The following is a 14,565-nucleotide window of genomic DNA, read 5'->3' as shown; positions in this document are numbered from 1 at the left end:
GAGATCAGCTGCAAGGACGTCATCGGGAAAGACCGGCCAGGCTTCGGTCTGGGGTTTGAGCCAATCCGATGCCTTGGATCTCGCGCGATCGATGATCCCTCTGTATCCCTCTGCAGCCAGAATGCTACGGGCCTGGCGGCTTCTTCGGCCGATTTGAGCCCGCGCCGAACTTACCATGGTGGCTAGCATCGTGTTCCAGTTCCTCCAGAACATGGCTCGAATTCTTCTGGTTCCAACGCCTGTCGTTCCGTCACAGTGTCTTCGACCCACGCCCGATCCCCGGCATTGGCGTCTCAACCTGTATGTTGACCCGATGCAAACTTTCCTCACAGTAGCCCGCTGCCGCAACGCCGCCCTTTGACCGAGGCAAACCCGTCGGTGGGTAGACAAGGCGCGCTCGCACCTCCTCTTGTTGCATTGCTTCGTTTTCAATACGCCTTTCGAGTATCCAATCACCAGGAAGGTCGGAGGGGCGGTCGTCAAGGGAAGGGGCGAACGCCCACGGCTTCGGCTCTCACATCAGCGACATTGGCGACGAGCAGCCGAGGCCCTCCGCGCCGTGCCCGCTTGTCGTTTGTCAGGCTCGAGATTCAATTTGTTTGATCTTATGCACGTAGCGATGCAATCTGGTCGGCGAAATGAGGGGAGAGGGCGCGCGATCGCGAGGCTCGACCGCTGTTGGCGCCCAGCGTTGCCAGCAGTGGATGCGGAGGGGCATCGGACCGGTGTCAGCAGACGTTACCAGCGCCTGCGTGCCTCCGCGCGGCGGCGGCGGTCCGCCTCCCGCTCGCATGGGACGTCAGCCGTCTGCACCTCCGGGCGCCGGAGGTGCATAAACACAGGGAGAATGGTTTTGAATTGCGTACTTCTCCTAAGATACCTGTCACGCGGGGCGCTACTTGCCTTGCTGATCCTTTCGGCCGAAGCGGTTCCGGTGCGAGCTCAAAGTACGGCTGCGGGACCACAGCCGGAGGTCGCCCAGCCTGAAAAGGTTCGCGAACTGCTGAAACTTCTCGATGAACCCGATGTCCGCAATTGGCTGCAAACGCAGTCCGCGGCGGGCAAGGAAAGTCCGTCAGGTGCTGCAGGCACCGCGGGTCCTGCGGGTGCCGCCGGATCGAACCCGGTCGTCAGCGAGGAGATGTCGGTTGTCGTCACGAAACTCGCGCAGATCAAGGCTCATTTCGGCCTCCTCAAGAATGCGCTCATGACCTATCCAGTCGAGGCGCAGCATGCTGTCACCACGGTCGAGCAGGATGTGGAGACAACCGGACATGCAACCTCGCTGGCGTTCCTGCTCTCCATTCCGCTGTTCGCCTTTGCCGGTCAGTGGCTCGTGCGGCTTATCGGACGGCGGCGCGCGTCCGCCGCCGGCGTGTCCGCGGACGTGGAAGAACATCCCGTAGCTGAGGCGCTGAAGGGACTGGTCGCAGCAGTGGCATTCGCGGCCGGGAGCATCGTGCCTTTCCTCATCTTCGAGTGGCCGCCGTTCCTGCTGCGGACAGCGCTCGCCGTTGCGGGTGTCATCGTCGCGATCCGGATCTTCGTCGCCGTCGGCAAGGCCCTCGTGATACTGGCCGAAGCGCGCGCAGCCCAGGCCGCACATGTGCTCCCCGCTCCCGAGCCCGAGCCCGACCAACCGGAGGTGCCGCCAGCACTAGCGCAAGCTGCATTGGCCGAGCGTTTCGAGGAAGATCTCGTTCTCGAGGCGGAACCCGGTCCCGAGATGCCGGTGAAAGCGGAGGGTGCCACTGAGGCAGTCGAAAGCGCGGAGCCAGTCCTGGCGGGGGCAGGGATGGAGGTAGAGCCAACCTCCGAGACGACCCTTGCAACGCAGCCCGTTCCTGAGATGTCCGTTCCGTCCACGACAGAGACCGCTGCCGTGACGGCGCCGTTGCCGGTCACACGGCCGCCGGCTGCCTTCTGGTACAGTCGCTGCCTCCTCTTCGTGTCCTACTTTGCGATCGGGTGGGCTTTGGTCATCGTGATGCGGCCCTTGGGTTTCAGCGACGGTACGCGGCTTCTGGTGGCGTATATCCTTGGCATCGGGCTGGTGGCCATTGCAACGGAAGCCGTATGGTCGCGACCCCGTGCGCCCGGTAGCGCCAACACGGGCAATGCAATGTCCTGGCTGCTCACCGCCTATTTTATTGTACTCTGGTGCCTCTGGGTGGCTGGTTTGCGCGGGCTGCTGTGGATCGGCATCTACATCGTGCTTCTACCGCGCGTGCTTGCAATCTGCTCGGCGACCGTACGTGCGATCAGGGCGCTCGCCTTCTCCAGCGGCTATCGCGAGAACAGCATGGCTGTCGTTCTCCTGGAGCGGGGCATTCGCGCCCTGGTGATCGCGCTTGCCGCGTGGTGGCTCGCCGGCGTGCTGGGGGTCGAGGCCTCGACGATGGCTGCGGGCGAGACAGTGGTGGACCGGATCGCCAAGGGCGTTCTCGGCGGGGTCGTCATCCTCCTGGTGGCGGATCTGATCTGGGCGTTGGCCAAGGCCTACATCAACGACAGGCTCGATGCCGCCTCCGATTCCCTGCTGCACGACGACGAACAGAGGGCGAGGGCTGCCCGCATCCGGACGCTCCTTCCGATCTTTCGCAACATACTTGCCGGAGTGATCGGCGTGATCGCGGTGCTGATGGTGCTTGCCGGTCTCGGCATTCAGATCGGGCCGCTCATCGCCGGCGCCGGCGTGGTCGGCGTGGCCGTCGGCTTCGGGGCGCAGACCATCGTGAAGGACGTGATCAGCGGCATGTTCTACCTCTGGGACGACGCCTTCCGCATCGGCGAATACATCGAGACGGGAAGTCACAAGGGAACTGTCGAATCCTTCAGCCTGCGCTCGGTGAAACTGCGCCATCATCGCGGGCCGGTGACGACCGTACCGTTCGGGGAACTCGGCGCGGTGCGCAATGCGAGCCGCGACTGGACCGTCGACAAGTTCACGATCCGGGTGACCTACGACACGGACCTCAACAAGCTGAAGAAAATCATCAAGGGGATCGGCCAGGAGCTGATGGACAACCCGGAATACCGGCCCAGCATCATCGAGCCACTCAAGATGAAGGGCGTGCAGAACTTCGGGGAGTACGCGATCGAGGTGAGGGTCGGCATGACGACCAAGCCGGGCGAACAGTTCATGATCCGCCGCGATGCGATGGTGAAGATCAAGAAAGCCTTCAGGGACAACGGCATCGAGTTCGCCGTTCCGACCGTGCAGGTGTCGCGTCACGAGGATGCGGAGTCCGGTGCGATCGCCGCGGCTGCAAGCCAGATGATGCGCGCCTCGCACCCGCCGGAAGGATCGGGCGTCGCACCCGCCGCCTGACGCATGAAGGCCGCATGCGAAACATGCGGCCTTCCTCATTTCCGTCCGCCTGATGGCCTCAGGCCGTCTGCATCGCCCCCGGGCCGGGAATGGCCTTCGGCGGCACCTTGCCCATGATGATCATGCCAAGCACCTCATCCTTGGTGACATCCTCGGTGCGGGCGTGACCGACAACTTGGCCGTTCTTCATCACCGACACGCGGTCCGCGAGATCGAAGACATCGTGGATGTCGTGGCTGATGAGGAAGATGCCGATGCCTTCGCGCTTCAGCTGCTTGATGAGTTCGCCGACCTGGGCGGTCTCCTGCGGCCCGAGGGCAGCTGTCGGCTCGTCCATGATCAGGATACGGGCATCGAAGAGGATCGCACGGGCAATTGCCACCGATTGCCGCTGGCCGCCGGAGAGCGCCTTCACCGGCTCCTTGAAGCGCTGGAAGTTTGGATTGAGCCGACCCATGACCTCGCGGGCCTTGGCTTCCATCGCCACGTCGTCGAGCGTGCCCCAGGGGGTTCTGAGTTCGCGGCCGAGGTAGAGGTTGGCGGCGGCATCGACATTGTCGGCGACTGCGAGCGTCTGGTAAATCGTCTCGATCCCGTACTTCTTGGCATCCCGGGGATTGTTGATATCGGCGGGTTCACCGTTGATCAGGATCTCTCCGGCATCGCGCCTGTAGGCACCGGACAGGATCTTGATCAGCGTCGACTTGCCGGCGCCGTTGTGGCCGAGCAGCGCCACGACTTCTCCGGGGAACAGATCGACGGATGCGTTGTCGACGGCGTGGATCCCGCCGAAGGAGATGGAAATATTCTTCATTTCCACCAGCGGAGTGCGTTTGTCGTTCATTGATCGTACTCCTTCTTACTTCGCGCGGGCGCGGTAGACCGTGTCGAGCCACACGGCAACGACAAGGACGACGCCAACCACGATGCGCTGGAACGGACTGTCGATACCCAGCAGCACCATGCCGGATTGCAGCGATTGCATGACGAAGGCGCCAAGCATTGCGCCAGCGATGGTGCCGGTGCCACCCGCCAGCGACGTGCCGCCGATGACCGCGGCGGCGATCGTGTAGAGTTCGTCAAGCTCGCCCTGTGCGTTGGTCGCTGCGTTGAGGCGTGCCGTCGAGATCGCGGCGGCTATGGCGCAGAGAACGCCCATCAGCGCGAAGATGCGTACCGTTACCCAACGGGTCTTGATGCCGGCGAGTTCTGCCGCCTCCGGGTTGCCGCCGATCGCGAAGACGTACCGACCGAAGCGCAGACGTGTCGCGATGAACGTCATGACGATGCCGACGGCGATGGCGATCAGCACGGGGATGGCGATGCCGTGCGGGATCTGCAGACCACCCTCTGGCCACGCGATACCGTTTGCATCTGCGTACTTGCGGGCGATGTTGGTCGGCCAATAGTAGATGTTGGCAACCCAGACCGCGCCGAGAACGAGTGCGCAGCCGAGAAGCGAGAGGAAGTACTCGGCCCACAGCGGGCGACGGGGAAAGCCGAAGCGCTTGCGCTGCTTACGGGCATTCAGGATTGCGCCGATGATGGCGATGCAGGCTAGAATGCCGACAATCCAGCTTGCGGTGGCACCAATCGATCCTTCCGTTCCACCACCCATGAGGCGGAAGGTCTTGTTCATCGGGGCGACGGTCTGGCCGCTCGTGACGAACCAGGTCGCGCCACGCCAGACGAGCAGCCCGCCGAGCGTGACGATGAAAGAGGGCACATTCAGGAACGCGATGATGGAGCCGTGGAGGGCGCCGATCGCAGCACCGACGAGAATGCCGCATGCAAGCGTGATGATCCAGGTGGCGGGGTTCTCGAGGCCGAGATACTGCGGCAGGATCTGCGCCTGCAGGACGCCCATGATCATTCCGCAGAAACCGAGCACCGAGCCGACGGAGAGGTCGATGTTGCGCGTCACGATAATGAGCACCATGCCGGTCGCCATGACCGCGACGGACGACGTCTGGACGGTGAGGTTCCAGAGGTTGCGCGGCGTGAGAAACAGGCCGCCCGTCATGAGCTGGAAGCCGAGCCAGATGATGACCAGCGCGCCCACCATGCCGAGCAGTCGCGTGTCGATTTCGGTGGCGCGGAAGAAGCGCTTCACCGGACCCTCGGTCGCGCTTCGGGCGCGGTTCGCCTGGGTACTGTGTGTGATGTCGGCCATGGTCTGCCGTTCCCCCCACTTTTGTTGATCTTCCTGCGTCGAACGGCCGGGCGACCCTGAGACGCAGCAATGTTTAGAATAGCGCAACACCGATCGGACCGGGATGGATTCGGGCCGCGCAGGCCGGCCGGGCTTCGTTGCATGGAGGGTGCGAACCGCAATCCCTCGCTTGCCCGGGGGCTCTTGCACAAGCGCCGCAACGGTTTTCGTTGCGGCGCTTGACGAAGGCTCAGGTCAGCCCAGGTGAGGGCGATTTACTTGCACGCGGCGACGGAACCGGCCGCAGCGCCCTGGCAAGCTTCATCCTTGGAGATCCAGCCGGCGTCGATGACGACGTTCAGATTGTCCTTGGTGATCGGCAGCGGAGCGAGGAATACCGACTTCATCTCGACGCCCTTCGGGCCGCCGTTGAACGTCGTCACGCCTTCGATCTCGTCCATGGTCTTGCCAGCGGCGAGAGCTGCTGCGATTTCAGCTGCCCGCTTGCCCAGTTCGCGGCTGTCCTTCCAGACGGACACGGTCTGGGTGCCGAGTGCGACGCGATTGAGGGCGGCCTTGTCCGCGTCCTGTCCGGAGACCGGAACGGAACCGGCGAGGCCCTGTGCGTCGAGTGCGGCGACGGCGCCACCGGCGGTGCCGTCGTTGGAAGCGACAACTGCGTCGACCTTGTTGTCGTTGGCAGTCAGGAACTGCTCCATGTTCTTCTGGGCGTTTTCAGGCTTCCAGCCGTCGGTGTAGGCTTCGCCGACGTTCTTGATCTTGCCCGCGTCGATCGCTTCCTTGAGCACTTCGAGCTGGCCGGAGAACAGGAAGTCTGCGTTCGGGTCGGACGAGGAGCCCTTGATGAAGACGTAGTTGCCTTCCGGCTTCGCCTTGAAGACTTCACGGGCCTGCATGCGGCCGACTTCCTTGTTGTCGAAGGTGATGTAGAAGGCGGCCGGGTTTTCGATCAGGCGGTCGTAGCCGACGACCGGGATGCCTTCTGCAGCGGCCTTTTCGATGGCCGGGCCGATGGCGTCCGAGTCCTGGGCAAGAACGATGAGGGCGTTTGCGCCCTGCGAGATCAGCGACTCAACATCGGTGAGCTGCTTTGCAGCGGAAGACTGCGCATCGGCGGAAATGTACTTGTCGCCGGAGGCCTCAAGAGCGGCCTTGATGGCGGCTTCGTCGGTTTTCCAGCGCTCTTCCTGGAAGTTCGACCAGGAAACGCCAACAACGAGGTCCTTGGCATGTGCCGCAGAATGCAGCGATACGATGACGGCAACGCCTGCCATCAGCTTCAAAACTGATTTCATATTATCCTCCCGAATGAATACCGGCCGCCCGGACGAACCTCCCGTCCCGTCAGCCGCCGGCCGTGGAATACTGTCTGGAATTGATAGCCCCAACTCTCCGGCTTTTTTCTCGACAGTCGAGAAAATAAATGTCAGAGTTTTCCAGGGCTGTCAACAATGCTTATGGAGGGGTATTGGCGGCGGCTGCAGCGCATTCGGGAGGAGACTCTTGCAAGACATGACGGACCTGGACGACGACGAGCCATGCTGACAAAATCCAGCACCGAGTTGGTGCGTCAGCACAACAGCGCGCTTGTGCTGTCGTCGCTGCGCCGGCACGGTGCGCTCTCCCACACCGATATTTCCGAGCACACCGGACTTGCCTCCGCAACCGTCTCTGCGATCACGGCTGATCTCGAGCGCGCTGCCATCATCGAGAAGAAGGAGCAGCAGTCGCTCGGCGGGCGAGGGCGGCCGCGCGTGCTGTTCGCCCAGCGGCGGGACTGCGGCTACCTAATCTCAGTGCGCATCGCGTCGGATGTCGTCCAGTATTCGCTCGTCGACTATGCCGGAACGCTGATCGACCGCTTCGAGGAAGCGCGCGTGCAAAGCGATGCCTCCACTGCGCAGTTCGTAGAGGATTTCCGGCGGGCCCTCATGCGGCTGGCGCAACGGTCCGGCATCGAGCCCTCGCGCGTGCTCGCCATTTCGATCAGCAGCAAGGGCCTGGTCGACCCATCGTCGGCACAACTTGTCTGGTCGCCCGTCTTCGGCGGAAACCAGATCGATTTCGCAGAGGTCCTTTCGGATCAGTGGCGCGCAAGAGTGACGCTGAACAACGAGAGCCTGCTCGTCGCCCACGCGCTAGCCATCCGTGCTGAGAAGTCGGCGGAGACGTCGTCGCCGTCCCTGCTCGTGCTGTCGCTCGGCCACAGCGTCGGTCTCGGCATTGCGCGCAAGGATGCGTCAGGCGAACTTCACGCCAATGCCCCGAACTTCGGCCATATGCTGAACTCGGCGGACGGGAAACTCTGCCGCTGCGGCTCCTTCGGGTGCATCGAGGCCTCCGCAGGCTTCTACGGCATCCTGCGCACGGCATTCGAGGTTCCGCCGGACACGATCCCGGCGAAGTTCGTGCCGGTGGCGGAAATGGACAAGATTGCCCTTCGCGCCCGGCAGGGACATCGGATGTCGGAATACGCCTTCCGGCAGGCAGGCCTGGTGCTGGGTCAGGGGCTTTCGCGCGTGCTGAGCCTCTACGAAACCATGCCGATCTACATAACGGGACCGGGCACGCGCTACGCCGACCTGCTCAGCCGCGGCATCGAGGAGGGGTTGCGTCAGTCGCAGCAGGTGAGGCTTCTCGGTTTCCCGCAGATCTCGATCGTGTCCGAGGAGGCCATGCTGGTCTTCGAGGGCCATCTCGACCGCGCATTGAGCGAACTCGACCAGAGCATCGCGGCGGAAAAGGCCGGTCACGCGGGGTAGGGGCGGCGGGATGCCTCCTAGATAACGGTGGCGTTGAAGACCTTCGTTGGCCAATCAAATGTGGCTTCCGCCAGCGTCGTCTTCCAGAAACAATATCCGAAAGAATGGTCAGGTCCCGACGCGGGCTAAAATAGAACAGCCCATGCCTCATTCGCTCTCCGGCGATGGTTTCATCCGGAGGCAAAACCTCCTATGTAAGGCGGCGATTTCGCTGACGGTGCATACGGGCAGGAGGCCCCTTCATGAAGTTCATCGACCCCGGACATCCATTCTACAAGCCTCTCTGGATCAGGCTTGTGATCGTCGCAGTGTGCGTTGGGTGGACGGCGCTGGAATTCTACAACAACGAGGAAATGTGGGGCACCATCTTCCTCGTGGTCTCCGCTTACGCCACCGCGCAGCTCCTCCTCTTCTACAAGCCGTCGTCCGGGGCCGAGGAACCTCCGAAACAGCCCACCGACGAGTAACTGCCAAGACATTCCTCAGGGAAGCGATCATCGGTTCCGGGACACGGACGTGTGCACGAAATGGCGGCTGCCGCGTCGATGACAAATCCGAGAGATCGAGGGAGCGCTTCTAGCGCTTGATGCCGAATGACGACTCGACGTTGATCCGGCGGAGGGTCTCGTCGATCAGCATGTTGGCAATCTTCATGCGCAGGGTCGCATTGTCCCGAAGGTCGGGGTCCACGAGATCGGGATGGTTTTCCCGTGCGAACGCCCGGCGCAGCGCCGCCAGTTCATCGAGCGTTTCCGTGCCCTTCAGGGCGAGGTCGTCGGCGATCTCTTCCGGAGCGATCCGCAACAGGTGCGGCGGCGAGGGAGGTTTGACCGGCGCCTCCTCGATTTCGGCCGGCGGCATATCCTCATAGAGATCGCGGTAGGCTGCAGCGGCCTGCCAGCCCGGCGCGAAGACATGCCCGTCCTTCAGGCCGGCGAAACCCGAGGGGAGACCGGTGATACCGCCGCGGGACGTACTGCTTCCGGCCTCGTCCTCTTGCTCTTCTGTGGCCATCTCGGCTTTCAGACGTTCGAGAACGGACTCGAATACAGTCATACCCAGCATGTTTTCCCGGTTTCCTTCTCAGTCAGTCGCGAGCATCCGGCTTCGCTGCTGAATCAGATCATAGAGCAGTTTCGCACTCGGCGGCAGCGCCCGCCCTTTGACGGAAATCAGGCTGTACGGCTTGATGTCGATCTCGAAATCGGTCTGAAGGATGCGGACATTGCCGGCGTCCGCAGCATTTCCGGCAACGAAGTCCGCCATATCGCGGGCAATCGGGGCAATTGCGTTCGAGCCGCAGACGATCGCCACCGTCAGGATGATGGAAGACGTGTTGATCACCGTGGAGGGCAGGGGCACGTTGGCGGAAATGAACAGTTCCTCCATCCGGCGCCTGAGAAGCGTGCGGGGCGGCTGGAAGACCCAGTCGTGGCCGTGCAGGTCTGACAGGCTGACGATCGGCTTGTCGAGGAGCGGATGCCCCTTGCGTACGATAAGACATGCCCGTTCGATGCCGATCTCTTCCGCATGGAACTGGCGCGGATCGAGGTCGTCGGGCAGGCGCGCAATAATGAAGTCGTGCCGGGCCGCAAGCAGTTCTCGCGAAAGGACGTTGCTGGTCTCGATCCGGACATTCACTTCAATACCGGGATAGGCGGCGCTGACGTGGTTGATGGCCGGAACGGCGAGGCTGACGGCCGGCGCGGCAACGCTTCCGAGGTACACCGTCCCGCCGGCGCCCGATTTCATCGCCCCGATCTCGCGATCGACTTCGCGAAGCTCGAGCAGGATGGTCCGCGCGCGTCTGGCGAAGGCGCGGCCGAATGCCGTCAGCGCGACGCCGCGCGACACCCTCTCGCAGAGCGGTGTTCCCAGGATCGATTCCATCTCGTTGAGCATCCGGGATGCGGCGGGCTGCGAAATGTTCATCACCTCGGCCGCTGCGCTGATCTGCTTGTGGTCTTCGATAGCCACGATCATGCGCAAGTGCGTGAGCTTGAGGCCCGAGCGCAGCAGGCCTAGGCCGGAGCCTCCTGCGTCTACCCCTTCAATCTGTGGATTTTCCGTATACTCTTGCCCACGCATTAACGAGTTTTCCCGCATTTTTTCAAAAATCATATGATTTCTTTTTATTATATCAGAATTGATATGTCTTTAGAAGATTATTGTATTTGACAGTTATGGGAATTCATAACAGGTTGCGCCCATGTGCGCTCGTGCCCAAGGGAGTGTGAGGCCGGGAGGGGTAGTAACAGTATCCTTTTCCTCCGTTGGAGACCGTCGTCTGCGACAGCGGGCTGCGATGCACTGAATCTGGTTCGGTCCAACAGCTGGGCCGGAGCAAATATAAGGGAGAGACCTAGCAATGAAATTGATTACCTCGCTTCTCGCCGCTGCTGCCATCAGCGTGGCGTCATTTGCCATGCCTGCATTCGCGCAGGACAAGGGGACCGTTGGCATCTCCATGCCGACCAAGACGTCGACCCGCTGGATTTCCGACGGCGAGACCATGGAAAAGCTGTTCAAGGACGCCGGCTACACCCCGGACCTGCAGTTTGCTGACGACGATATCCCGAACCAGCTCGCGCAGATCGAAAACATGGTCACCAAGGGTGCCAAAGTTCTCGTCATCGGCGCCATCGACGGCACCACGCTTTCCGACATCCTGGCAAAGGCACACGAAGCCGGCGTCAAGGTCATCGCGTATGACCGTCTGATCCGCGACTCGGGCAACGTCGACTACTACGCGACGTTCGACAACTTCCAGGTCGGCGTTCTGCAGGCCACCTCGCTCGTCAACGGCCTCAAGCTCGACGGCGCAACCGAGCCCAAGAACATCGAACTCTTCGGCGGTTCGCCGGACGACAACAACGCCTTCTTCTTCTATGACGGCGCGATGTCGGTCCTGCAGCCTCTCATCGACAGCGGCAAGATCGTCGTGAAGTCGGGCCAGACCGGCATGGACCAGGTCGGCACGCTGCGTTGGGACGGTGCCGTTGCCCAGGCTCGCATGGAGAACCTGCTCTCCTCGACCTACACCGATGCCAAGGTTGATGGCGTTCTGTCGCCGTATGATGGTCTCTCCATCGGTATCATTTCGGCCCTCAAGGGCGTTGGCTACGGCTCGGGCGACATGCCGATGCCGGTCGTCACCGGCCAGGATGCCGAACTGCCGTCCGTCAAGTCGATCCTCGCTGACGAACAGTATTCGACGGTCTTCAAGGACACGCGCGAACTCGCGAAGGTCACTGTCGGCATGGTCGATGCTATCATCGGTGGCAAGGAGCCGGAAATCAACGACACCAAGACCTATGACAACGGCGTCAAGGTTGTTCCGTCCTACCTGCTGAAGCCCGTCGCAGTCGACAAGACGAACGCGAAGGACATCCTGGTCGGCGCTGGCTACTACACCGAAGACCAGATCAACAACTGATCGGTCGTCACGAAACCGGGGTCCGCGATCCGTTGCGGACCCTTTTATCTTGATGAGGGAGCCTGTACTGTCGGCAGACTGACCTCATCCCCCGCAGATTGCCGCTGGAATGCCTGAACATGGACAATATCATCCTCGAAATGCAGAGCATCACGAAGACGTTTCCAGGCGTCAAAGCTCTCGATAATGTCAGCTTCAAGGTTCGCGAAGGCGAGATCCACGCCCTCGTCGGCGAGAATGGCGCCGGTAAGTCGACCTTGATGAAGGTCCTCAGCGGCGTTTATCCCGCCGGAACCTATGACGGTGAAATCCACTATGATGGCGAGGTCCGCCGCTTTTCGACGATTTCCGATAGCGAAGAGCTTGGCATCATCATCATCCACCAGGAACTCGCACTCGTTCCGCTTCTTTCGATCGCCGAGAACATCTTCCTCGGCAACGAGATCGCCGATAAGGGTGTGATTCACTGGCCCCAGACCTTCGCCCGGACGCAGGAGCTTCTGAAGAAGGTCGGTCTGACCGAGTCGCCCGCGACCCTCATCACGGACATCGGCGTCGGCAAGCAGCAGCTCGTCGAAATCGCCAAGGCGCTGTCGAAGAAGGTCCGGCTGCTGATCCTCGACGAACCCACGGCCTCGCTGAACGAAAAGGACTCCGACGCGCTCCTGAAGCTGCTCATGGAGTTCCGCAAGCAGGGCATGACCTCGATCATCATCTCGCACAAGCTGAACGAGATCAAAAAGGTCGCCGACAAGATCACGATCCTGCGCGATGGCGGCACGGTCGAGACGCTCGACTGTCATAGTGAAGACATCAGCGAAGACCGGATCATCAAGGGCATGGTCGGCCGCGACATGGAAGACCGCTACCCTGCGCGCGAACCCAAGATCGGCGAGACTCTGCTGGAAGTGAAGAACTGGAATGTCTTCCACCAGCATCACCGCGACCGCCAGTTCCTGCACAACGTCAATTTCACGGTGCGTGCCGGCGAAGTCGTCGGTATCGCCGGGCTGATGGGCGCCGGCCGTACCGAAACGGCCATGAGCATCTTCGGCAAGTCCTGGGGGCACAAGATCACCGGCGAAGTGCTCATGCGTGGCAAGCACGTCGACGTGAGCACGATCCCGAAGGCGATCGATTCGGGCCTCGCCTATGTCACCGAGGATCGCAAGCACCTCGGCCTCGTCCTGATGAACAACATCAAGCAGAACACGACCCTGTCCAATCTGGGCGCGGTGTCGCGGAACGGTATCATTGACGACCACAAGGAAACGAAGGTCGCGACCGACTACCGAACCAAGCTGCGTATCCGTTCGCATTCGATCTATCAGGAAACGGTGAACCTTTCGGGCGGCAACCAGCAGAAGGTGGTGCTGTCGAAGTGGCTGTTCACCAATCCGGAAGTGCTGATCCTCGACGAGCCGACGCGCGGCATCGACGTCGGTGCCAAATTTGAAATCTACAGTATCATCAACCAGCTTGCAGCCGAGGGTAAGGGCATTCTCATGATCTCTTCGGAGATGCCCGAACTGCTTGGAACCTGCGATCGCATCTATGTCATGAATGAAGGACGTATCGTCGCGGAGCTCTCCAAGGAGGAGGCAAGCCAAGAAACCATAATGCGGGCCATCATGCGCTCCGGGGAGAAACACTAATGGTCGCCGATACCAACGCTCCTACCTCCAAACCGTCCATCGGGGACTATCTCAGGAACAACATTCGCGAGTACGGCCTGCTGGTCGCGCTCGTCGTCATCATGGTGTTCTTCCAGATCCTGACTAACGGCGTTCTGTTCCGGCCGGTCAACATCACGAACCTGGTGCTGCAGAACTCGTTCATCGTCATCATGGCGCTGGGCATGCTGCTGATCATCGTGGCGGGGCACATCGACCTGTCGGTCGGCTCGATCGTCGCCTTCATCGGCGCGATCTCGGCGATCATGCTGGTCAAATGGGGCCTGCCGGCCATCATCGTGGTTCCCCTCTGCCTCATCGTAGGCGGTATCATGGGGGCGGCCCAAGGCTACTGGGTGGCCTATCAGAAGATTCCTTCGTTCATCGTGACGCTGGCTGGCATGCTCGTGTTCCGCGGCATGACCTATGTCGTGCTCGGCGGTCGGCCGATCGGTCCGTTCCCGAAGGAATTCCAGATCCTGTCCACTGGCTTCGTGCCCGATTTCCTCTACTTCCTGAACCCCGCGCCCGAGACGATCAAGAACATGGTCGCCCTGGTTGCGGTTCTGATCCTGGTCGGCCTCGCGATCTACTCCGGTTTCCGCAATCGCCGGATCAATGAACTCCACGGCACGGAGAACGAACCCTTTGTGTTCTTCGTGATCCAGATGGCGGTCATTGCCATCGTGGCGCTGTTCATCGGCTTCCAGCTGTCGACCTACCGCGGCCTGCCGAACGTCCTGATCGTCATGGGCGTACTGATCGCGCTCTACTCCTTCGTGACCACGCGCTCGACTGTCGGCCGGCGTATCTATGCCATGGGCGGCAACGAGAAGGCGGCGAAGCTTTCGGGCATCAACACCGAGCGGCTGACCTTCTACACCTTCGCCAACATGGGTGTACTCGCGGCACTGGCCGGCATGATCATCACCGCGCGCCTGAACTCTGCCACGCCCAAGGCGGGCGTCGGCTTCGAGCTCGACGTTATCGCTGCATGCTTCATCGGCGGTGCATCGGCTTCGGGCGGCGTCGGCAAGATCACCGGCGCGGTCATCGGTGCATTCATCATGGGCGTGATGAACAACGGCATGTCGATCATGGGTATCGGTATCGACTACCAGCAGCTCATCAAGGGTCTGGTGCTGCTCGCTGCCGTCTTCTTCGACGTCTACAACAAGAACAAGGGCTGA

11 protein-coding genes are annotated in these 14,565 nt (G+C 61.6%); 6 read left to right on the top strand and 5 right to left on the bottom strand.

Annotation, left to right across the window (positions count from 1 at the left end; translation table 11 throughout):
- Positions 1-934 precede the first annotated feature (934 nt).
- Entirely contained in the window at positions 935-3,331 is a 2,397-nt protein-coding gene (locus tag F3Y30_RS19050) for a mechanosensitive ion channel family protein (RefSeq protein WP_246752799.1), read from the top strand.
- 58 nt (positions 3,332-3,389) lie between these two features.
- Here the strand turns inward: F3Y30_RS19050 and F3Y30_RS19045 are convergent, their stop codons facing one another.
- The 3 genes from F3Y30_RS19045 to xylF form a co-directional block, all read right to left on the bottom strand.
- Positions 3,390-4,175, bottom strand: a complete 786-nt coding sequence (locus tag F3Y30_RS19045) for an ATP-binding cassette domain-containing protein (RefSeq protein WP_203424243.1) — start codon at positions 4,173-4,175, stop codon at positions 3,390-3,392.
- 15 nt (positions 4,176-4,190) lie between these two features.
- A complete protein-coding gene (locus tag F3Y30_RS19040; protein WP_203424242.1) occupies positions 4,191-5,504 on the bottom strand; it encodes a sugar ABC transporter permease in 1,314 nt (437 codons plus the stop codon).
- 254 nt (positions 5,505-5,758) lie between these two features.
- Positions 5,759-6,799 carry a D-xylose ABC transporter substrate-binding protein gene (xylF, locus tag F3Y30_RS19035; protein ID WP_203424241.1) on the bottom strand — a complete coding sequence of 347 codons (1,041 nt, stop codon included), beginning with the start codon at positions 6,797-6,799 and terminating at the stop codon, positions 5,759-5,761.
- Positions 6,800-7,042: 243 nt separating this feature from the next.
- Between xylF and F3Y30_RS19030 the strand changes: the two genes are divergently transcribed.
- Both F3Y30_RS19030 and F3Y30_RS19025 read left to right on the top strand, forming a co-directional pair.
- Complete coding sequence (locus F3Y30_RS19030) at positions 7,043-8,266, top strand: ROK family protein (RefSeq protein ID WP_203424240.1); 1,224 nt, start codon at positions 7,043-7,045, stop codon at positions 8,264-8,266.
- Positions 8,267-8,508: 242 nt separating this feature from the next.
- Positions 8,509-8,733, top strand: a complete 225-nt coding sequence (locus F3Y30_RS19025; protein WP_203424239.1) for a hypothetical protein — start codon at positions 8,509-8,511, stop codon at positions 8,731-8,733.
- 109 nt (positions 8,734-8,842) lie between these two features.
- Here the strand turns inward: F3Y30_RS19025 and F3Y30_RS19020 are convergent, their stop codons facing one another.
- Complete coding sequence (locus F3Y30_RS19020; RefSeq protein WP_203424238.1) at positions 8,843-9,322, bottom strand: hypothetical protein; 480 nt, start codon at positions 9,320-9,322, stop codon at positions 8,843-8,845.
- Positions 9,323-9,349: 27 nt separating this feature from the next.
- Positions 9,350-10,354, bottom strand: coding sequence for a LysR family transcriptional regulator (locus tag F3Y30_RS19015; RefSeq protein WP_246752798.1), 1,005 nt, complete (start codon positions 10,352-10,354; stop codon positions 9,350-9,352).
- A gap of 280 nt (positions 10,355-10,634) precedes the next feature.
- On the opposite strand from F3Y30_RS19015, the gene chvE reads away from it, so the two are divergent.
- The 3 genes from chvE (at position 10,635) to mmsB (ending at position 14,565) form a co-directional block, all read left to right on the top strand.
- Positions 10,635-11,702 (top strand): multiple monosaccharide ABC transporter substrate-binding protein, encoded by a 1,068-nt coding sequence (gene chvE, locus F3Y30_RS19010; protein WP_203424237.1) that lies wholly within the window; start codon positions 10,635-10,637, stop codon positions 11,700-11,702.
- 119 nt (positions 11,703-11,821) lie between these two features.
- Positions 11,822-13,357: a multiple monosaccharide ABC transporter ATP-binding protein gene (gene mmsA, locus F3Y30_RS19005; RefSeq protein WP_203424236.1), complete on the top strand. Its 1,536-nt coding sequence runs from the start codon at positions 11,822-11,824 to the stop codon at positions 13,355-13,357.
- Positions 13,357-14,565 (top strand): multiple monosaccharide ABC transporter permease, encoded by a 1,209-nt coding sequence (gene mmsB, locus F3Y30_RS19000; RefSeq protein ID WP_203424235.1) that lies wholly within the window; start codon positions 13,357-13,359, stop codon positions 14,563-14,565. The genes mmsA and mmsB overlap by 1 nt, the downstream gene beginning before the upstream one ends.

Source organism: Sinorhizobium sp. BG8 (assembly GCF_016864555.1).
Classification (GTDB): Bacteria; Pseudomonadota; Alphaproteobacteria; order Rhizobiales; family Rhizobiaceae; genus BG8.
The sequence above is the reverse complement of the archived record's forward strand: the minus strand, read 5'-3'. Positions and strand labels throughout refer to the sequence as shown.

Bases quoted from the DNA above. Each gene is read 5' to 3' on its own strand.
- F3Y30_RS19045 (WP_203424243.1), bottom strand. From the start codon at position 4,175: ATGAACGACAAACGCACTCCGCTGGTGGAAATGAAGAATATTTCCATC.
- F3Y30_RS19040 (WP_203424242.1), bottom strand. From the start codon at position 5,504: ATGGCCGACATCACACACAGTACCCAGGCGAACCGCGCCCGAAGCGCG.
- xylF (WP_203424241.1), bottom strand. From the start codon at position 6,799: ATGAAATCAGTTTTGAAGCTGATGGCAGGCGTTGCCGTCATCGTATCG.
- F3Y30_RS19030 (WP_203424240.1), top strand. From the start codon at position 7,043: ATGCTGACAAAATCCAGCACCGAGTTGGTGCGTCAGCACAACAGCGCG.
- F3Y30_RS19025 (WP_203424239.1), top strand. From the start codon at position 8,509: ATGAAGTTCATCGACCCCGGACATCCATTCTACAAGCCTCTCTGGATC.
- F3Y30_RS19020 (WP_203424238.1), bottom strand. From the start codon at position 9,322: ATGACTGTATTCGAGTCCGTTCTCGAACGTCTGAAAGCCGAGATGGCC.
- F3Y30_RS19015 (WP_246752798.1), bottom strand. From the start codon at position 10,354: ATGCGTGGGCAAGAGTATACGGAAAATCCACAGATTGAAGGGGTAGAC.
- chvE (WP_203424237.1), top strand. From the start codon at position 10,635: ATGAAATTGATTACCTCGCTTCTCGCCGCTGCTGCCATCAGCGTGGCG.
- mmsA (WP_203424236.1), top strand. From the start codon at position 11,822: ATGGACAATATCATCCTCGAAATGCAGAGCATCACGAAGACGTTTCCA.
- mmsB (WP_203424235.1), top strand. From the start codon at position 13,357: ATGGTCGCCGATACCAACGCTCCTACCTCCAAACCGTCCATCGGGGAC.